Genomic DNA, 18,790 nt, shown 5'->3' with positions numbered 1-18,790 from the left:
AAGATTTCAGGGCTGGTTGCTACCCCGTAGGCGCCTTGCCAAACTTTTTCTTAAAGGAATGCGAGAAGTGAGAGAGGCTTTCAAAACCCAGGTCGAGGTAAATGGCGGATGGTCTTTTGTTTTTGGTTTCTATAAGATGGCGGGCTTCCGTCAGCCTTTTTTCTTGCAGCCAGTGCCTGGGCGCCATGCCGAATGTTTTTTGGAAGTCGCGCTTAAACCCGGCAAGGCTTCGCCCCGTGAGTTGTGCAAATTTTTCGACGGGGAGATTGAAATGAAAATTGCGAAGCATGAATTTTTCCAGGTCAATCTTATACGGTTCGGAAAAGTCGAACAGAAAGTTCCTGAGCTCGGGCATAATATGCAGCAACAGCTTTACACCCTCATTTACTTTTAAAATACCCAGGTCAGTCGTCAGTTTTTCTGCCGGATTACGTACATAAGGTATTACAGACTGAAAATAACCTTGCAGAAAATCGTTTGCGGGAATAAGAATATTGGGAGGGCCAGTGTATTTATGCTGTATATCTATATGCTCGGCCAGCGCTATCTTCCTAAGCAGGTCTTCCTGCAACGAAATCACGATGGTTTCGTAATCCTCATCAGGTAGAGGCGTTTTGGTGATTTGCCCCAGTTGATTTTTGCCTATCAGCAACATCTCGCCCCTTTTCATCGAAATTTTTTGGCCCGAGGTTTCTAAAGTAAACTGGCCGGAAACCTGCAATACCAGGGTATGATGCGACATAAAGCCCACCCTATGCTTTTGCCGGGTAGAGAGATAGGAATAAAATATTACTCCTGGTATTATTTCGGTTGGATTTGTCACGACGTAAAGATATAAAACAAGCGGGGCTTATGGCCAAAGCGCAGCAAGCAAAAAATAAAGGGGAAATAATATCCAACACTGAATGTCGAATATCCAACACTGAAGTTTTTCCTCATAATTCGATATTCGACGTTCAGTGTTCGATATTTCAATCTTCCATTTTAACTAATTGCACAGCAAAACCTTATCGCTGCAGATATGTGTCTCCAAGTATAGCACCAGGAGCAAATTGCGTGTTAAGTGTATTCATCTCACCGGGGGTAAATTCAATCTCCATAGCCCGGATATTCTCCGGCAGGCGGGTCCTGCGGCTCATGCTTACCAATGGCATAATGTCATCACCCTGCGCATTCACCCAGGCTATCGCCAGTTGGGTAGGAGTGGCCCCTTTTTCTTTAGCCATTGTTTTCAATACCTCTACCTTCTCCAGGTTTTTTACCAGGTTATCGCCCTGAAAACGCGAGAAGTGGCTGTGATAATCATTGGCCGCCAGCGGTGCCTTCATGTCACCGGTAAGCAAACCTTCGGCGGTGTTGGCAAAAGCTACTATGCCAATGCCCAGTTCTTTCGCTGTAGGCAGCAAGTCGGTTTCTATCTGGCGGTCTGCTAATGAATAACCTATTTCCAGCGCCGTTACAGGGTGTACACTGTGGGCCTTGCGCAACTGTTCGGCAGTTATTTCAGAAACGCCGAGGTGTCGCACCTTCCCTTCTTTAATCATGTCGGCTACGGTGCCTATCACATCCTCTACCGGAACGCTGTTATCAAGCCTGCAGGGTTGATAAAGGTCGATAGTATCTATCCCTAAGCGCACCAGCGAATAGTTGATGAAGTTTTTGATGGCTGCGGGACGCAAATCCAACCCTATCCATTGGCCGTTGTAGAAGATAGCGCCAAATTTAACACTGATAAATGCGTCGTCCCTTCGGCCTTTGATGGCTTTGCCTACCAGCAGCTCGTTATGGCCACTTCCATAAAAATCGCCTGTATTCAGGAAATTAATCCCGTTATCTAATGCCGCCTGAATGGTTGCAATACTCTCACTTTCGTCATTCACCGGTCCGCCCCAAACCGACGACATGCGCATGCAGCCTAATCCGAGTTTAGAAACCAATGGCCCATTGTTGCCAAGGTTTATTTTTGTTATGTTTTTCATAGCTGATATTTATCTTTTAACGATACAAAGATCAGCTTTATACCCTATGCCAGGTGTCTTTTACGGCTCAATTTACTTGTCTGTGTGGCTCAATTACCCGAGGTGTTTATTTTACTGACTTAGCCAGGACATAGTGCCGCAAGCTTGGTTGCTGGTTTTATCGGGTAACTTATGCGTATAAAGACCTTCAGTAAACTCCGTTATAAAAGCTCTTTTTAAACCTTACCTGCATAATGGCATGCATCAGCAGTTGGATGCCGATATAAAAAAAGCCAAACATCCACCAGCGGCCCATCTGCACTGTTCTGGCCGAAAATAAATCAGCAATTAAATTTGCTGCAAAAAATAAAGGGGCAGCGCATAAAAACCAATAAACAACTCTTATTACATACAACGATAGTATGTTTTTGGGTAAGGAGAATTTTATATGGTTGATGAATAATAACTCCAGCCAATGGCCGCCAAAAACGATACAAAACACAACGAACCAAATCATTTCAAACAACACAAGTTTGCTTTTTCCGCCGGATGGAAATACGTGAACCCAATATAAAATGGCAGCAATTATTGTTGTAGTAATAATTGTGCGGATAACTGTGTGAACAAATGACTCTGTATTTTTTTCAGAATTTCCCATGTGTTAAGCTTAGCTTTGGTTTATAGCGATCTGATATAAATCTGTTAACGCAATTTAAGCTATTTAACCTTTTTAGTCTGCCTAAATAAACGAAAGTTTTTAAAAAATATAAGGCTTGCAGGCTGGTGGTTTTACCAGTTTGAAATTTGGGTCAAAGCAAAGAACAGGGCACTTTCGAAAAACGTAAAAGAAGCGAATTGCTGAATGACCAAAAATAAAGTGAGCTTTTGAAAAACAGGATTAATTAACCCATAATTCAATATTTGATATGAACGTACAAGAACAAATCAAAGCGTATATCGCCAGCCAGCCCGAACCAAAACGTATTGAAATGCAGGAGTTGCATGATTTTATACTCCAGGTGTTACCAGGAAGTAAACTATGGTTTCTTGATGGTAAAGACAGTGAAAATAAAACCGTTTCAAATCCTAATATAGGCTATGGATCTTACACTATTAAATATGCCGATGGCAAAACCAGGGAATTTTATCAGGTTGGCCTGAGCGCAAACACAACCGGAATATCTGTTTACATCCTCGGCATTAAGGATAAAACATACTTAGCACAAACGTTTGGAAAAACATTGGGAAAGGCCAGCGTAAGCGGTTATTGTATTAAGTTTAAAACAGTAAAAAATATAAACCTTAATGTACTTGCAGCAGCAATGCAATATGGCGTTGCAGCTACAAGTGAAAGTTAAATTTCAAATCGGGGTATTACCAGTAAGCTTGATGCAGTGGGCATCCCAGCGGGAATTTATTGCGTAGCACCCGGCACCGTAAGCTTTTGCCGTTCTTTTAGTGTTGGCTGCTTAAAGTATTCGATGAGTTCCAGGGAGTAAATAACACTGGTGATCTTCCATTTTCCATCTCTTTTTATAAAGCCCAGGTATTTGTTGCCCCAGTTGGTCATTTTATTATCGGCCCAAAAACTATAATCCAAAGTTACGGATGCAACTGTTCCATCTTCAATAATTTGAATATTATCAAACTTGTCTTCGGTTGTTTTATTGCTGAATAATGATCTGAAAAAGCCTTTGTAGCTTCCCGAAAAATAATTACTGCCTGCATTTTTTGCTCCCTTCCGCTCTATTTCTTTGGCTTGCGACCCGTCTTTAAGGGCGGCACACCAGGTAACAGGGCCATCGTTGAACAAATTGTAAAATGCTGTGGAATCCTTTTCAATTACGCTTTTTATGTAGGTGTTTATAAGGGTACTTATTTCTTTTTTATTGGCTGTGGTGAGTTGAGCGTGTGATTGCTGTATGGTTATTAATAGTATTAACAAGATGAGTTTTATGGTTTTCATTATGGCTGATTTTATAAGATTTATGAAGGTGACAAACACAGGCGAAAGAGATACGGCGTTAAACGCCTGGGCTAACTGTGTTAGGTTTTGTTTGATTAGTGGTGTAGTTATACTCCATAGTTGTGCCGTTGTAGCCATATGCATCTGCTTTCATTTCCTGGATGGCGGTGTAACTTGCCGGGTGGATATTGCCAAGAAGCGTAGTTAAGGCAATATGTATAGCCTCAATATAATTGGCCTTCTCAATTTTAAGGTTGGATGAGTCGGTAATTTTGATGTCGAGATGAAAGCTTTTTGCCTGTAATTCGGCCAGGGACAAGGAATTGATAAACCAGAGATAATCCGGAACAAACGATACGACGACTGCCGTAACCTCAGGCTTTTTATTTAAAACATCTTTTGTGATTCTGCTGATCTCAGTTGCAAGCTGTTGGGCTAAAGCAGGATCTTCGGGGCCGCTTATTTTTAAATTGATTATTGGCATACTTCAATGTGATTAATGAAGTACGAAGTTCAGTTTAAAGTATACCTTATTTATTGATATATGTTAAGAGTTTGATGCGGCTGAGTGATTCGGGTTTAACACCTAAATAAGACGCGATATGGTATTGCGAAACCCGCTGTTCTATCCCCGGATAAAGTGAGTTCAGATTTTCCAGTCGCTGTGATGCCGAATACTTTAAAAACGATGTTTCCCGCTTACATTTCCTGATAAAGTATGTATCAGAAATATATTTGCTGAGCTTAAGAAAAGCGCTATCCTGCGCAATAAGGTTATTTAGCTTTTGGTAACTGATATAATGGATGGTGCAGTCAGTTAGGGCTTCGATATTGCAATTGGTGGCTGTTTGGGTTAAAAAGCTGGTATAGGCACTTACAAAATCATTATCAAAATAAAAATCATTGTTAAATTCCTCTTCATTATTCCGCACGTATGATCTGAGTGTTCCGGACGATACAAAACCAATAAAATTACATACCGAACCTTCGCTGATCAAATGCTCCTTTTTCTTTAAGTCTTTTGTTTTCAGCAGGGCACAAAATGTTTCCCAATGATGAATATCCATTCCTAATTTTTGGTTAAATAAAACTGCCAACTGTTCCATTTTACGGCTATTTGAGGGATGATTTAAAGGTAAGTTTAGTTTTGCTGCGTTAACATCCTCCAACTATTATAAAATATGGCTGTGGTATGGTGCAAATGTTATCAACGGGATTATTCCGCTACCACAATGTTTTTGCGGCCCCAATCGGCCAGCAACTGCATAACATCATTTAGCGACTGCCCTTTTTCGGTAAGTGTGTACTCCACCTTCGGTGGCACCTGGGCATATACCTTCCGGCTTATAATGCCATCGGCTTCCAATTCTTTTAAATGCCTCGATAAAACTTTCAACGCTATTCCTGGTATTGTTTTATGTAGCTCGCCAAACCGCTTGGGGCCGGTTATCAAAATCCAGATAATAACGGGTTTCCACTTGCCACCTACAATGCCAATAGCCGCCGTTATGGGGCAATCGCAAACCGGGTCGATATATTTTTTATTTATTTCTGCTGTTAACATATTGGTATTTAACATTAGTGACAAATTTGTCAATACTTGACAACTGTGCCATTACTTGACAAAAGTAAAGTATTGGCTTAATATTGTTGAAAAAAAGAAAGCTATTATGAAAATAATTATTGTAGGTGCCACAGGCACAATTGGAAAACACATTACCGAAGCATTGCAAAAGGACAATGAAGTGATAAAGGCCGGATCAAAAAGCGGCGACTTGCAGGTGGATATCTCTTCGCCCGAATCGATAGAAAACTTTTACAAACAGGCAGGCAAGTTTGATGCCCTGGTTTGCGCAAGCGGCGACGGCCATTTTGGGCCTTTGGGCAGTATGAAGGATGCCGATTTCAGGATTGGAGTTAACAGCAAAATGATGGGGCAGGTTAACCTGGTATTGATAGGGCAGCACTACATCAACCCAAAAGGGTCGTTTACTTTAACTTCGGGCTCGTTGGCCGAGGATCCGATTGTGTTAGGGGCTAATTTAAGCGCGATGAACGGCGCTATCAACGGTTTTGTGCGCGGAGCAGCGGTTGAGCTTGAAAACAACGTACGCATAAATGCTGTGGCACCTGATGTGGTAGAAGAATCGCCGGCCTATTTCCCATATTTTCATGGGCATATCCCGGTGAGCATGCACCGGGTAACGCAAGCGTACCTAAAAAGCGTACTGGGCAGCCAAACGGGGCAAGTTTATAAAGTATTGTAATGGGCGGTAGCGTTGTTTATGAATAAATGCATTTGGCCTGCGGCTGGCTGAAATACCAGCCCCGGGTCGAACGCATCTGTGCAAAATTGCAATCCCTGAGATACACACCTAATGGTATTGTTACAAATATTAAGCGCTATGTTTTATACATTGTGCCCATAAACCAGTTTCATTATGTTGTTTAAAACCAGGATACTTTACCCAGCCATTGTGTTGTGGTTGTGCTCACTTGCTTCATTCGCCCAGCAAATAAATTATCCGCCTGCTGATAAGGTGGCAGCCGATTTTAAAAAGCTGCTTGAAAGGCCACGTGTTCCGTTAAATCCCGCTTTTGAGGTAACCAAATCAGATTCAGTTATCATTGAGCATGGTTTTATTTACAGCGAAAAAAATGAAAGGGTACCCATGCTTATTTACAAGCCGGTTACCGGAACCGGACCGTACCCGGCGGTTATTTTTTTACATGGCACCGGCGGCCGCAAAGAGGATAACAAGAAAATATTGTACCAGTTGGCCAAACGCGGCATCATGGGCGTGGCCATTGACGCCCGCTTTCATGGCGAACGTATTGCCGGCGGCGCACATGGCTCAACAGAATATGTAGCAGCCGCCACCGCGGCCTGGAAAAATAAGGACAAGGCCCGCCAAACTCACCCATTTTTGTTTGATACCGCCTTTGACCTTTGGCGGGTAACCGATTACCTGGCGAGCAGGCCGGATGTGGATGCAAATCGTATTGGCATGGGCGGTATATCTATGGGCGGCATCGAAACGTGGCTTGCGGCATCGGCTGATACGCGGATAAAAGTAATTGTGCTGGATATTTCGGTACAGAGCTTCAAATGGTCGTTAGATCATGATCAATGGCAGGCCCGTGCCGGTACTATCCAGGGCGCTCACTTGCAAGCTGCCAAAGATCTTGGCGACTCCGTTTTAAATAAACGGAACGTAAAGGCGGTATGGGATAAATTGCTGCCCAATATTACCGGCGAATTTGACTGCCCGTCCATGCTTAGGCTGATGGCGCCGCGGGCGCTGCTGGTTGTGGGTACCGAGAACGATCCTAACTGCCCGTTGCCTGGTGCAAACATCGCCTATGCATCGGCCATGCAAGCCTATGTCTCTAAAAAAGCTACGGATAAAATCAATCGTGATGTAACGCCGAAGCTTTTTCATACATCCACGCCGGAACATTTTAAAATGACGCTGGATTGGTTTAGTAAATGGTTGTAGGTTAAGGTTTGCAGTTTAACAACATAAACCAACTGCTAATGAAAGGATAAGTTTTTAACTTTGAGGTTTCAAATAACCACCAATGAAAAACTCATCAGGAATAGCACAATTAGTTTTACGTGTAGCGCTCGGACTGGGCTTTATTCTGCCGGTATTGGACAGGCTGGGCGCACTGGGCCCAAAGGGATCAACCGGTGTAGCCTGGGGCGATTGGAAGCATTTTGTTGACTACACCAATACATTAACACCTTTTTTAAACCGCACTTTGGCCAATGTAATGGCAGCCCTGGCCACCCTCGCCGAAATTATTTTTGGCATTTGCCTTATAATAGGTTATAAAACTAAGCAGGTTGCGCTGGGAGCGGCGCTGCTAACCCTCGCGTTCGGCTTATCTATGGCTGTTTTTTTAGGCATCGGCGCTCCTTTCAATTACCCCGTTTTTGTTTTTACCGGTGCCGGATTGGTTTTATCTGGTATAGGTCGTTATAAATGGAGCATTGATGATTTTACGGGTGATAAAATATAGTGCCGTCGGGCTTTAATGTCATTAAAAGTATTTACGGCAATAGCAATCAAAAAACCGGATAATCACTCGTACTTAATACTTTTATAAAAACGCTCAAACATCGCTATGTTTTTGTCATAAGTACCGGGTGTCGCCATAAAGTTTACAACATAGCCAATCCCGTTTTTGAAGATATAGTACGATTTTCCTTTGTACTTTAGTCCATTAGTTGTTGTATTGATGATGCGTGAATTATCATCAATGCCTTTGGCTTCAAATGTAGTAGCCTGACTAGCTCTTTTTTTGTCAAATTCAATTAGCTGAGCCAATGAATTAACTCCGGTCCTTTTATAAGCTGTTATGGATATGGAGTTTTCGATGTCGGCATTTTCCAACTCGCTGTGGGTTAATGGCAGGCCCCAATCCGCTATTGCGCGGTGCTGAATGGTGTCATTTTGTATCTGCCCGTATAGTTTCCAGTCACCAGGAATTTTTACAATGAATTTATAAATCTCGTTTCGATATTCATGCGTAGTGTTGTCTTTGGTTTGGCCAAAAGCGCTTGATAAAATAACTAAGCTGAAGAGCAGATACAGGTTAATCAATTTCATAATTGTTATATTATTGGGTAAGCCAGGTTGTACTACAAAACATTAGTCGAACCACATTATCATTTCTATTTATTTACACCGCGTTTTTTCGCATCTGCTATTAATGCGTTCGTTTTCTTCTGGTCTACTATTTCATTTTGCTTTGTTTGAGCTATAAGCGCGTCGAGTTTTTTATAGCCAGGTGTGCCAAACTTAAAAGTTCCGGTGACAGGGCATACACCACCCGGACACATTGTCCATTTTAACTCGGTGTAGGATGTGTCTTTTTCATAACAGACAATGGTAAAGACGTCCTTGAGTTCGGCCTTAAAGTTAACCAATGTATGTTTCACTGATTTATGCCTGGCCCTGGTCATTTCAACAACAAATAATTGCTGCGATGTAAGTACTTCCCTCTCCTTTGATGAATAACGCCCTGAATCTGTTAAAGCCTTACGGTTTATAGTAGCGTAACTGCTGCTGCGGTTGTAAAATAATAATGAAGGGACCAATATCAGTACAGGGATTGTTCTAAGAATTGTTTTTCGGATAAGTTTCATATGATTTGGTTATAGGTATAATTGTACAGGTACAATATAGGAAAAATCCGGTTTTATAATGATTTGATTGCTGAATTTTTGCTGCCTGCATAGCTGCGTTTCAAGGGCCGTCAGTCTAAGTAGTAAAAGCCGCGGATTCTGAAAGGGAAATGACATTCAAAAATTAAAGACTATCATCTTGAGTGATAAGAATTCGCGAAAATTCTGAAAGAGAAATGACATATATCGCATGGTAGCCAAGATTAACCCGGCGAGGCCTTTGCCCACCAAGCTTCGACGGCCTTACCATGACAGCCCTTTTTACAAAGTCATCCCCTTCAGAATTTCGCGAAATGTTATTTCAACTGCTCTCCAAAAAAATCAATCGTACGTTTCCAGGCCAGTTCGGCGGCGGCTTTATCATACCGGGGTGTGGTGTCGTTATGAAAGCCATGGTTTACGTTTTGGTAAATAAATGCCTGGTACTTTTTGCCGTTCTCTTTTAGCGCCGCCTCATAGGCCGGCCAGCCCTCTGTAATCCTGGTATCCAACGAGGCATAATGCAGCATCAGCGGCGCATTAATTTTAGGTACATCTGCAGCAGCGGGCTGGGCACCGTAAAAAGGGACGGCAGCTGCCAAATCGGGCACGCGTACAGCCATGGTATTGGCAATACCTCCGCCGAAACAAAAACCTACCACACCTACCTTGCCGTTACAATCTTTATGGTTTTTAAGGTAATTGAAAGCTGCTATAAAGTCTTCTTCCATTTCGCCTTTATCGCGCTTGCTTTGCAGGGCACGGCCGGCATCGTCATTGCCTGGGTAGCCGCCCAGTGGTGTAAGCGCATCTGGGGCGAGTGAAATAAAGCCCGCCAGGGCGGCCCTTCGGCCTACATCTTCAATATAGGGGTTTAAGCCGCGGTTTTCATGAACTACAATGATCCCCCCAAGCTTATTCTTAGCCTCAGTTGGTTTTGATAGCAAGCCTTTTATTGTCCCGCCGCCTTTTGGCGATGGATAATTGATATATCCTGATGTTAAGCGTGGATCATCGGGTTTAATTTGCACGTTGCCCTGGTAGTCGGGCATCAGGAAACTCATCAGGGCGGGTACAGTTAAGCCGCCGACTGCATAAAGCGAAAGCCTTTGCACAAAATCGCGTCGGTTAAGCCGGTTGTGTGCATAATCGTCATACAGGTCGAACACCTCCTGTTTAATGTCGTCTTTGTTTATCTGGCTCATAAAAAGGTTTTAGTCAAATTTAGCAATTCGGGGTAATGGTTTGTTATTCAATTGGTAACAGCTTTGCTACGTACCACTGTTTTATTTATGCTGATGGAGTCCGTGTGAATACATGTGCCACCTGGAAATAAAGTTTAGCAGGATCCTGAATGAGATGGGGAGGATTTAGGTTGTAACTAACGGTGTTACTTTAGCGATATAATCATCCGCCAAAATAGGGTAAGCAAAGTAAATTATAAACACAAAAAGCCCGTTGGCTTAAGTTCAACAGGCTTTTTGTGTGGCGCGTTTATAGCAAAGGCTTTCTCTTGTACCTTTTGGCAAGGATTTTTGCAGCCTCGGTCTTTTCCTGTTTGATAGTTTTAGGGTCGCGCATTTCTTTGGTGGCCTCGTTCTTTTCTTTTTCCCTGGTTTCCATGGTGCAGTGTTTTAATTGTTATTAAGATAAGTTTCTTTTAGGTTAATTTGTTTTGGTTTTTGAGTATTATAATGTCATTTTAATATCAAAAACAGAAACGTTTTTAATTTATTAGACTGTTTTTTTGCTTCAATCTATATATTACACGAATGTATTAAATATATAGTTAATAAAGAAGAGAAATAAATAAAAAAATAGGGCTAACTAATTATGGATGTGTAGATTACAGATATGTTGATTTTAGATGTGAAAATTGCTATCTGAGTTCAGACACCATCTGCACATCTTAAATCTGAAATTTGCACATCTGAAACCTCATTGTTAGTATTTCTATGCTAATCTTACTTTCCCCTTTCGGCACAAAACCTTAATTTCGCTGTTTCAAGAAAAAGAGGAAAAGATTTTGGATTATTTACAGGGTTTAAATCCCGAACAAAGGGCAGCAGTAGAGCAAACCGAAGGGCCGGTAATGATTATTGCCGGCGCCGGATCGGGCAAAACAAGGGTGATCACTTACCGGGTAGCACACCTTGTCCGCAAGGGTGTTGATCCGTTTAATATATTGGTTTTAACATTTACCAACAAAGCCGCCCGCGAAATGCGCGAACGTATCACGCATGTAGTTGGCCCTGAGGCCAAAAATATCTGGATGGGTACTTTTCACTCGGTATTTGCCAAAATTTTACGAGTGGAGGCCGAGAAGATTGGTTACCCCAGCAACTTTACCATTTACGATACCGACGACAGTAAAAGCGTGTTACGCGCCATTATCAAGGAACTTAACCTTGATGATAAGTTGTATGCAGTAAACTTTGTGCTTAACCGTATTTCGGCATCAAAAAATAACCTGATATCATTCAGGGAATATAACAAGAACGAGCAGATACAGGCCGATGATATGTCGACAGGGCGTGGGCAGCTGGGGAAAATTTACGAAATGTATGCTACCCGCTGTTTCCGTGCCGGCGCCATGGATTTTGACGATTTGCTTTACAAAACCAATGAGTTACTTAAATTGCACCCCGATGTGCTTAACAAATACCAGCACAAGTTTAAATACCTGATGGTTGATGAGTACCAGGATACTAACTTTTCGCAATACCTTATTGTGAAAAAACTGGCCGCTGTTAATGAAAATTTATGTGTTGTGGGTGATGATGCGCAAAGTATTTACGCTTTCCGTGGGGCAAATATTCAAAACATCCTGAATTTTGAGAAGGATTACCCCGATTTGAAGGTGTTTAAACTGGAGCAAAACTACCGGTCGACCCAGAATATTGTGAATGTTGCCAACAGCATCATCAGTAATAATAAAGAGCAGCTTAAAAAGAATGTTTTTAGCGAGAAAGAAGCCGGCGATAAAATAAAGATAATGCGTGCCTTCAGTGATAACGAAGAGGGCAAAATGGTGGCCGAGGCTATAATGGAAGACAGGAGCCGGTTGGGAAAAAAATGGAACGATTTTGCCATCCTGTACCGCACTAATGCCCAGTCGCGCTCCATGGAGGAGGCCTTACGAAAGTTGGGGGTGCCTTATAAAATTTACGGAGGACTATCATTTTATCAGCGTAAAGAGATCAAAGATTTAATTTCCTATTTCCGCCTCACGTTTAATCCCAACGATGAGGAAGCGCTGAAACGCGTTATTAATTACCCCAAACGCGGCATTGGCGATACCAGTGTTGACAGAATTATTGTAAGTGCCGATGCGCACCAGGTAACCCCCTGGGAGGTAATTGCCGAACCTGCTAAATATTACGATGGTAAGCCGCCATCAACCCTGGCGGCCTTTGCAACCATGATTCAAAGCTTCCAGGTGCTGGCCAAAACCAAATCAGCCTATGAGTCGGCTTTGTATATTGCGCAGCACTCAGGGCTTTTAAAAGACCTGTATGAGGATAAATCTGTAGAGGGTCTTAACCGTTACGAAAATATACAGGAGTTGCTGAACGGTATCAAAGAGTTTAGCGAGCGCGAGGATATTGAAGAGAAAGGCCTGGATGTTTTTATGCAGGATATTGCCCTGCTTACCAACGATGATAAGGATAAAGATAAGGATGCCGATACGGTATCGCTAATGACTATACATTCATCAAAAGGACTTGAGTTTTCGCAGGTGAACGTGGTGGGGCTCGAAGAAAACCTTTTCCCTTCGCAAATGTCCCTCAACTCGCGCAGCGACCTGGAAGAAGAACGCCGCTTGTTTTACGTGGCGGTAACGCGTGCCGAATCAAAACTTACCATTAGCTATGCCACATCACGTTTTAAGTTTGGAACGCTTATTAGCTGCGAACCAAGCCGCTTTTTGGATGAGATAGATGCCAAATACCTTGAGCTTGATTACAGCGCCAAACCAACAACCAGCAACAACCCGTTTTTTGATGACGAGCGCAAAGCCTGGACCGGCGGGGGCAATAAACAACCTGATGCTTTCTCGAAACCGAAACCTGCAACATCGGCACCTGTAAAAACAACATCAATACTGGCCAAGGCGCATGTGGTATCGGCAGGGTTTAAACCATCAGATACCTCAAACCTGCAGGTAGGTATGGAGGTAGAGCACGAACGCTTTGGCTTTGGCAAAGTGTTGAGCCTGGAAGGTAGCAAACCCGATGTTAAGGCCACTATCTTTTTTAAAGAAATAGGCCAAAAACAACTGTTGCTAAAATTTGCTAAACTGTATATAATTAACAATATAAACTAACAGTTAATTCCGATTTTGTGGAATTGTTTCCCCAATCACACCAATTTCGCCACATAGATTGTGTTGAGACGACACAGATTTAAAGGTAAATTAATGATGGCATAACGTTTGGATATGTTTTAATAATTAATTTATTATTGATACCCCAAATGAGCGAGAACACAAAAAAGAAGACAAATAAGTTTGTCGGCAAAAACATTCGTACCCTACGCCACCAGCACGGCTGGAGCCAGGAAGATGTAGCAAACCGTTTAGGCATTTCTATCCCTGCCTTTTCAAAAATTGAAACTGGGGTCACGGATATTAACCTCTCGCGCCTGGAACAAATTGCAAACATATTTGAGCTTAACGTAGTTAACCTGCTTGCACTTGATGCCGAAGAAATTGATCTTACACCATCCAACCTTAGCGTTGCCCAAAAGAAGCTGGTTGATCGTGAAACCGAGATTGCAAATTTGCAACGTAAAGTAATCTTACTTTATGAAGAATTGCGCAATAAAAGCGCTGTAGCCGTATAAATTTAATAGCTGTGTTGTAAATCTTACACATCCGGGTTTACCATACACTAATTGCTACACATTGCTCATCCGTTTTTTTTTGCTATTAAATATTGATTAATAATATTTAATAGCAGGAAACATTTGTAAAATTTATAGGCGATATAAACATAAAAGTTTTATATCGCCTATAAATTTTAGGTTTTGGAGTAAAAATTGTGGCATGTTTTTCACCCTGAAAAACATGCTCAATATGTCTAATTACCTGATTTCCATCTCTAAAAACGAAGCTTTAAAAAATGGTACTATTCATGATCCGCACAGTAAGCTTAAAGTTAAAGCTTTTGATATGTTGCGCTCTACTTTTAAACCCCGTAAAGGCGAAATAACGTTTTTTGTTACGGCAGGCGATGAAACCCTCGCATTTGAAACCCAAGGCTACAAAAGGCACCGCCAGTTGCTTATACTGCAAATGATATCATGGTACTGCATTTACCTGGGGCTTTTTGAAGCCCAGATCCATAGTACGCTGCCAATGGCCTTTAATTTTAATTAGTTGCAACGGTTTTATTTAGATATCCGGACGTTTGATTTTGTATTTTTAATGAATTTAAAGCTTTTGTAGTGTAACAATGCTAAGTTGTGAGCCATTAACCGAATTCGTTTATTTGATTAAAACTGAAAATTACCCGGTATACAAAAGTGGCTTAACTTTAGATAATTGCAACTCGCCTTTTTATTGTTTCGAATGCCCGCGCTGATTTTTTTAACCGATCAGCTTGCGCCGGATTTTGGTGGGCTGTGCAGCATATCGCTCATCTCGATGATTTTTTCATCAATTTCGGATACACATCTATCCATCATGGCTATACATTCTTTTTCGTCTACAAGTCCTTCTTTTTCAAGGTTGATAAGGCCACGCAGGGTAGCTATAGGCCCCCGTATCTGGTGCGATAGGTAAGAGGAGTGTTCAGATAATTTACGGTTTTTGATCTGGAGGTCTTTGGTTCGCTCATCTATGATCTCTTCAAGGTGGTGGTTTATACGGTCAAGATTGTCTTTCTGCCTTGATACTTCGCCATTAAGTAGTGTAAGTTGGGCATTTGTTTTTGCCTTACGTTTTACGTTGCCAAACAACAACCCTATTACAACAAGTAAAAGGCCTGCAACTACTGTTACAGCCCAAAATTTGGTACGGTCATACGCCTGTCGTTCGGCAATGCGTTCGTTCTCTTTTATCTGTTCCTCCTGCTTTCGTGTGGCCTCAATCAGCTTCATTTGTACCGATGTATTTGTTTTAAAAGTAGCGCTATCAATTTTATATATTTCGCGCAGGTAAAACATGGCCTTTGCGTAGTTTTTACGGTTATATTCCAGTTCGTATGTGGTATGTTTGTAATCGTATTCCAGTTTAGGGTCTTTTACCAGCCGGGTATAGTTTATGCCTTCGTTTACTATATTTTCGGCCTCATCAAATTTTTTCTGGTTCATGTACAACGATGCCAGCGTTAAATCAATACTGGCTATTGATTCGTTTAAATCCTGTCGTTTGGCGTTCGAATTAGCTTCCAGTAACATCACTAAAGCCTTATCATATTGCCCCAGCTTAAAATAAACCACACCAATATTTTGTGCGCATTGCACCAGGTTCACCGAGTCTTTTAGCGATTTAAAAATAGATTGGCTGTTATTGTAATATTTAAGTGCCTGGCTGTAGCTGTTTTTGCGGGTATAAACGTTGCCCAAATTAAGATTAAGCGAGGCAATTAAACGGATATCGTTTATTTTGTTGGCGATGGCCAGGGATTTAAAAAAGTAATCGAGTGATTTGTTGCTGTCATGGTCACGATAAAGATTTCCCATGTTATTATACACTTTGGCTTCGCCGCCCAGGTTTCCGGCCCTGGTAAAAAAAGTAGCGGCGCTTAAATAATTTTCAAATGATTTTTCGGGCTGATCAAGGTAATAATTGGCCAGGCCCAACACGCGGTATGCCTCGGCTATACCATTGTTGTAATTTAATTTACGCGCCAGGTCCATGGCTTTGGTAGCATCAATAACTGTTTGTTCAGGATCGGTTAAACGATTTGCCAGCGCCTGTTTATTGATGCGGATAATTTCATTCGTATCTGCCTTTGCATCTCCATCAAGATCCTTCGCGTATAAGGCAAATGTGGTAAGAAAAAATAAAAGAAATGTGATGGTTCTTTTCATTAAAGCGCTGTTACAATATATTGAAAGTGAAAGTTATAAATTATACCGAAATATATTAGCAATCCTTAAGAAAAAGATGTTGATAATTATTTTATGAATTTTTCTTGAAAATTAAAAAACATATCTATATTTGTCTTGTTAATTGATTGATATACAGTTTATTAAATTACTGTAATGTGAATTTAATAATATTTTTTTAGCATAAAAATGACGTTTAAAACTGCTTTTAGGCAGTGAAAAATATCAAGAAATATTATATGTGTGTTAATATGCTGCCTGTTGCTTAAATATAATTGATAAAGTATAAAGTTGCTTTGTTGATAATTGCGGGATTTTATGTTTAAAACTAACAATTTAATTTTATAAAATATGTACAATTTGGGTACAAAAATGTAACAATTTTTAACAGTAGTGCACATTATTTGGCAAAAAGAAGAGGATAAAATATAACTGGGAGATTTTACAGGCTATCAAAAAAAGCCTTTACAAATTGTTGGATCTATATGATTAATTAATACTTAAAGTAATATAATTTTAATATAAAATATTTATAAATATGAAAAAATTGACACTCTTAACATTGCTTGTAGCAAGCACAGGAGTTTTATCATCGGCGATTTTGGTTTCGCAAAAAAGAGTTGAGCTGCCGCAGGCCGCGAGTTTCATAAAAGTAGATTCGGGCTTTAAAAAAGACCTGGCAAATGCCGATTGATTATCAGGCAGCGCAACGGAAAAAAATAATTGGACTACACAAGTACACAAAATATATAATGATCATGAAAAAATTCATCACCCTCACCCTGGCAGTTTTATTCACCGCGGTTATTTCGTCTTGTAAAAAGCAAACTATAATCCGCGAAACGGCGTCACTGCATTCGTACGAAAACAGTGCACGCAGGGATCTTGGCAGTGCAGATTAATTTTCAAAATGATCAGTAAAAACATTTAAGAACTCAAAAATTAAAAACGAAATGAAAAAGTTCATCATCATAACCCTTGTTAGCTTAACCGCTGCAACAGGTATTTTATCATCACAAACTACTGTTAAACAAACTGCAAAACCAGAAGCTATTTCCCTTGCACCGTCAATATCGGGTTTCAAAAAGGATTTAGGCCAGGCCGACTAAATTATATACATCAATAACATTCACAATCAAACAAAATACTACATCCCCTTTCTTCAAATAAAAATCATGAAAAAGCAATCAATTATAGCAGCATTAGCACTAAGCACTATCCTTACATCATTTGTAAGTGCAGATAAAAAAACAGCAATCTTATCATCCAGTCAAACAGCTTTCACCGGCGGTCCAAAAAGAGACTTGGGTAATGCAGATTTCACCGGCGGTCCAAAAAGAGATTTAGGCAATGCTGACTTCGCATTCACTGGCGGCCCCAAAAGGGATTTGGGCAATGCAGATTTCACAGGTGGCCCAAAAAGAGATTTAGGTAATGCTGATTTTGCTTTCACCGGCGGTCCAAAAAGAGACTTAGGTAATGCCGATTTCACCGGTGGTCCAAAAAGAGATTTAGGTAATGCAGACTTTGCATTCACCGGTGGTCCAAAAAGAGATTTGGGTAATGCTGATTTCGCATTCACCGGCGGCCCCAAAAGAGATTTAGGTAATGCAGATTTCACTGGTGGTCCAAAAAGAGATTTAGGTAATGCTGACTTCGCATTCACCGGCGGTCCAAAAAGAGATTTAGGTAATGCTGATTTTGCTTTCACCGGTGGTCCAAAAAGAGATTTGGGTAATGCAGATTTCACCGGCGGTCCAAAAAGAGATTTAGGCAATGCTGATTTCGCATTCACAGGTGGTCCAAAAAGAGACTTAGGTAATGCTGATTTCACAGGTGGTCCAAAAAGAGACTTAGGTAATGCCGATTTCACAGGTGGTCCAAAAAGAGATTTAGGCAATGCTGATTTCGCATTCACTGGCGGCCCCAAAAGAGATTTGGGTAATGCAGATTTCACAGGTGGTCCAAAAAGAGACTTAGGTAATGCCGATTTCACTGGTGGTCCAAAAAGAGATTTAGGTAATGCTGACTTCGCATTCACTGGCGGCCCCAAAAGAGACTTGGGTAATGCAGATTTCACTGGTGGCCCAAAAAGGGATTTAGGTAATGCTGATTTCGCATTCACAGGCGGCCCCAAAAGAGATTTGGGTAATGCAGATTTCACAGGCGGCCCCAAAAGAGATTTGGGTAATGCAGATTTCACAGGTGGTCCAAAAAGAGATTTAGGTAACGCAGATTTCACAGGTGGCCCAAAAAGGGATTTAGGTAATGCTGACTTTGCATTCACCGGTGGCCCTAAAAGAGACTTGGGTAACGCAGATTTCACTGGTGGTCCCAAAAGAGACTTGGGTAATGCAGATTTTACCGGTGGCCCAAAAAGAGATTTAGGCAATGCTGACTTCACAGCATAATTGTCTCTCCATTTTGACAGCTTATAACAACACCACAACATGAAAAAGATCATCATCGCAATAGCCATCATATTAACATCAGGAATTACAGCCTACTCATTAAATAATAAGGAAACAAAGGCAACTCCCGATACTACAAAAAACCAAACCGTGTCATTCACTGCCAAAGCAGGTCACGGTCCCAAAGCTGACCTGGGCACTGCCGATTAACTAACGTGGGCCGATG

Annotated in this window: 24 protein-coding genes; 12 read left to right on the top strand and 12 right to left on the bottom strand. The window is 41.3% G+C overall.

Annotated elements, in window-relative coordinates; translation table 11 throughout:
• Positions 1-19 precede the first annotated feature (19 nt).
• The 3 genes from ACFGVS_RS09920 to ACFGVS_RS09910 all read right to left on the bottom strand — a co-directional run bounded on the left by ACFGVS_RS09920 (position 20) and on the right by ACFGVS_RS09910 (position 2,616).
• Positions 20-823 (bottom strand): helix-turn-helix domain-containing protein, encoded by an 804-nt coding sequence (locus ACFGVS_RS09920; protein ID WP_439698481.1) that lies wholly within the window; start codon positions 821-823, stop codon positions 20-22.
• Between the two features lie 184 nt (positions 824-1,007).
• On the bottom strand, positions 1,008-1,979 hold the full coding sequence (locus tag ACFGVS_RS09915; protein ID WP_439698480.1) for an aldo/keto reductase: 972 nt from the start codon (positions 1,977-1,979) through the stop codon (positions 1,008-1,010).
• 187 nt (positions 1,980-2,166) lie between these two features.
• Positions 2,167-2,616: a hypothetical protein gene (locus ACFGVS_RS09910; protein ID WP_439698479.1), complete on the bottom strand. Its 450-nt coding sequence runs from the start codon at positions 2,614-2,616 to the stop codon at positions 2,167-2,169.
• A gap of 268 nt (positions 2,617-2,884) precedes the next feature.
• Here ACFGVS_RS09910 and ACFGVS_RS09905 point away from each other — a divergent pair, with 268 nt between their 5' ends.
• A complete protein-coding gene (locus ACFGVS_RS09905; RefSeq protein ID WP_439698478.1) occupies positions 2,885-3,316 on the top strand; it encodes a DUF1801 domain-containing protein in 432 nt (143 codons plus the stop codon).
• A 56-nt stretch (positions 3,317-3,372) separates the two neighbouring features.
• On the opposite strand, the gene ACFGVS_RS09900 is transcribed toward ACFGVS_RS09905, so the two are convergent.
• From ACFGVS_RS09900 to ACFGVS_RS09885, 4 genes are all read right to left on the bottom strand, one after another.
• Positions 3,373-3,924 carry a hypothetical protein gene (locus tag ACFGVS_RS09900; protein WP_439698477.1) on the bottom strand — a complete coding sequence of 184 codons (552 nt, stop codon included), beginning with the start codon at positions 3,922-3,924 and terminating at the stop codon, positions 3,373-3,375.
• A gap of 58 nt (positions 3,925-3,982) precedes the next feature.
• Positions 3,983-4,408 (bottom strand): tautomerase family protein, encoded by a 426-nt coding sequence (locus ACFGVS_RS09895; RefSeq protein WP_439698476.1) that lies wholly within the window; start codon positions 4,406-4,408, stop codon positions 3,983-3,985.
• Between the two features lie 46 nt (positions 4,409-4,454).
• Positions 4,455-5,030 (bottom strand): Crp/Fnr family transcriptional regulator, encoded by a 576-nt coding sequence (locus tag ACFGVS_RS09890; RefSeq protein ID WP_090649540.1) that lies wholly within the window; start codon positions 5,028-5,030, stop codon positions 4,455-4,457.
• A gap of 110 nt (positions 5,031-5,140) precedes the next feature.
• On the bottom strand, positions 5,141-5,488 hold the full coding sequence (locus ACFGVS_RS09885; protein WP_439698475.1) for a winged helix-turn-helix transcriptional regulator: 348 nt from the start codon (positions 5,486-5,488) through the stop codon (positions 5,141-5,143).
• A 106-nt stretch (positions 5,489-5,594) separates the two neighbouring features.
• Between ACFGVS_RS09885 and ACFGVS_RS09880 the strand changes: the two genes are divergently transcribed.
• The 3 genes from ACFGVS_RS09880 (at position 5,595) to ACFGVS_RS09870 (ending at position 7,950) form a co-directional block, all read left to right on the top strand.
• Positions 5,595-6,191, top strand: a complete 597-nt coding sequence (locus tag ACFGVS_RS09880) for a short chain dehydrogenase (protein ID WP_439698474.1) — start codon at positions 5,595-5,597, stop codon at positions 6,189-6,191.
• A gap of 174 nt (positions 6,192-6,365) precedes the next feature.
• Positions 6,366-7,424: an acetylxylan esterase gene (locus tag ACFGVS_RS09875; protein ID WP_439698473.1), complete on the top strand. Its 1,059-nt coding sequence runs from the start codon at positions 6,366-6,368 to the stop codon at positions 7,422-7,424.
• Between the two features lie 82 nt (positions 7,425-7,506).
• Entirely contained in the window at positions 7,507-7,950 is a 444-nt protein-coding gene (locus tag ACFGVS_RS09870) for a DoxX family membrane protein (RefSeq protein ID WP_439698472.1), read from the top strand.
• A gap of 62 nt (positions 7,951-8,012) precedes the next feature.
• On the opposite strand, the gene ACFGVS_RS09865 is transcribed toward ACFGVS_RS09870, so the two are convergent.
• The 4 genes from ACFGVS_RS09865 to ACFGVS_RS09850 all read right to left on the bottom strand — a co-directional run bounded on the left by ACFGVS_RS09865 (position 8,013) and on the right by ACFGVS_RS09850 (position 10,720).
• The gene (locus ACFGVS_RS09865; RefSeq protein WP_439698471.1) at positions 8,013-8,540 is read right to left on the bottom strand and encodes a hypothetical protein; all 528 of its coding nucleotides are present in this window, start codon (positions 8,538-8,540) and stop codon (positions 8,013-8,015) included.
• A gap of 65 nt (positions 8,541-8,605) precedes the next feature.
• Entirely contained in the window at positions 8,606-9,079 is a 474-nt protein-coding gene (locus tag ACFGVS_RS09860) for a hypothetical protein (RefSeq protein ID WP_439698470.1), read from the bottom strand.
• Between the two features lie 335 nt (positions 9,080-9,414).
• Complete coding sequence (locus ACFGVS_RS09855) at positions 9,415-10,302, bottom strand: dienelactone hydrolase family protein (protein ID WP_439698469.1); 888 nt, start codon at positions 10,300-10,302, stop codon at positions 9,415-9,417.
• A 289-nt stretch (positions 10,303-10,591) separates the two neighbouring features.
• The gene (locus ACFGVS_RS09850; protein ID WP_255369849.1) at positions 10,592-10,720 is read right to left on the bottom strand and encodes a hypothetical protein; all 129 of its coding nucleotides are present in this window, start codon (positions 10,718-10,720) and stop codon (positions 10,592-10,594) included.
• Positions 10,721-11,123: 403 nt separating this feature from the next.
• Here ACFGVS_RS09850 and ACFGVS_RS09845 point away from each other — a divergent pair, with 403 nt between their 5' ends.
• The 3 genes from ACFGVS_RS09845 (at position 11,124) to ACFGVS_RS09835 (ending at position 14,477) form a co-directional block, all read left to right on the top strand.
• Complete coding sequence (locus ACFGVS_RS09845; RefSeq protein ID WP_439698468.1) at positions 11,124-13,424, top strand: ATP-dependent helicase; 2,301 nt, start codon at positions 11,124-11,126, stop codon at positions 13,422-13,424.
• Between the two features lie 149 nt (positions 13,425-13,573).
• Positions 13,574-13,942 (top strand): helix-turn-helix domain-containing protein, encoded by a 369-nt coding sequence (locus ACFGVS_RS09840; protein ID WP_274212610.1) that lies wholly within the window; start codon positions 13,574-13,576, stop codon positions 13,940-13,942.
• A 202-nt stretch (positions 13,943-14,144) separates the two neighbouring features.
• On the top strand, positions 14,145-14,477 hold the full coding sequence (locus tag ACFGVS_RS09835) for a hypothetical protein (RefSeq protein ID WP_090649284.1): 333 nt from the start codon (positions 14,145-14,147) through the stop codon (positions 14,475-14,477).
• Between the two features lie 218 nt (positions 14,478-14,695).
• On the opposite strand, the gene ACFGVS_RS09830 is transcribed toward ACFGVS_RS09835, so the two are convergent.
• Positions 14,696-16,135, bottom strand: a complete 1,440-nt coding sequence (locus ACFGVS_RS09830) for a tetratricopeptide repeat protein (protein WP_274212611.1) — start codon at positions 16,133-16,135, stop codon at positions 14,696-14,698.
• Between the two features lie 556 nt (positions 16,136-16,691).
• Here ACFGVS_RS09830 and ACFGVS_RS09825 point away from each other — a divergent pair.
• The 5 genes from ACFGVS_RS09825 (at position 16,692) to ACFGVS_RS09805 (ending at position 18,774) form a co-directional block, all read left to right on the top strand.
• Positions 16,692-16,847 carry a hypothetical protein gene (locus tag ACFGVS_RS09825; protein WP_274212612.1) on the top strand — a complete coding sequence of 52 codons (156 nt, stop codon included), beginning with the start codon at positions 16,692-16,694 and terminating at the stop codon, positions 16,845-16,847.
• 64 nt (positions 16,848-16,911) lie between these two features.
• A complete protein-coding gene (locus tag ACFGVS_RS09820) occupies positions 16,912-17,055 on the top strand; it encodes a hypothetical protein (protein WP_177183822.1) in 144 nt (47 codons plus the stop codon).
• 51 nt (positions 17,056-17,106) lie between these two features.
• Positions 17,107-17,262 (top strand): hypothetical protein, encoded by a 156-nt coding sequence (locus ACFGVS_RS09815; protein WP_177183823.1) that lies wholly within the window; start codon positions 17,107-17,109, stop codon positions 17,260-17,262.
• A 66-nt stretch (positions 17,263-17,328) separates the two neighbouring features.
• On the top strand, positions 17,329-18,564 hold the full coding sequence (locus tag ACFGVS_RS09810; protein WP_274212613.1) for a hypothetical protein: 1,236 nt from the start codon (positions 17,329-17,331) through the stop codon (positions 18,562-18,564).
• 39 nt (positions 18,565-18,603) lie between these two features.
• Complete coding sequence (locus ACFGVS_RS09805) at positions 18,604-18,774, top strand: hypothetical protein (protein ID WP_177183825.1); 171 nt, start codon at positions 18,604-18,606, stop codon at positions 18,772-18,774.
• Positions 18,775-18,790: the final 16 nt, after the last annotated feature.

The organism is Mucilaginibacter sediminis, assembly GCF_051903035.1.
In the GTDB taxonomy this organism is placed as follows: Bacteria; Bacteroidota; Bacteroidia; order Sphingobacteriales; family Sphingobacteriaceae; genus Mucilaginibacter.
This window is presented reverse-complemented; position numbering and strand designations above follow the sequence as displayed.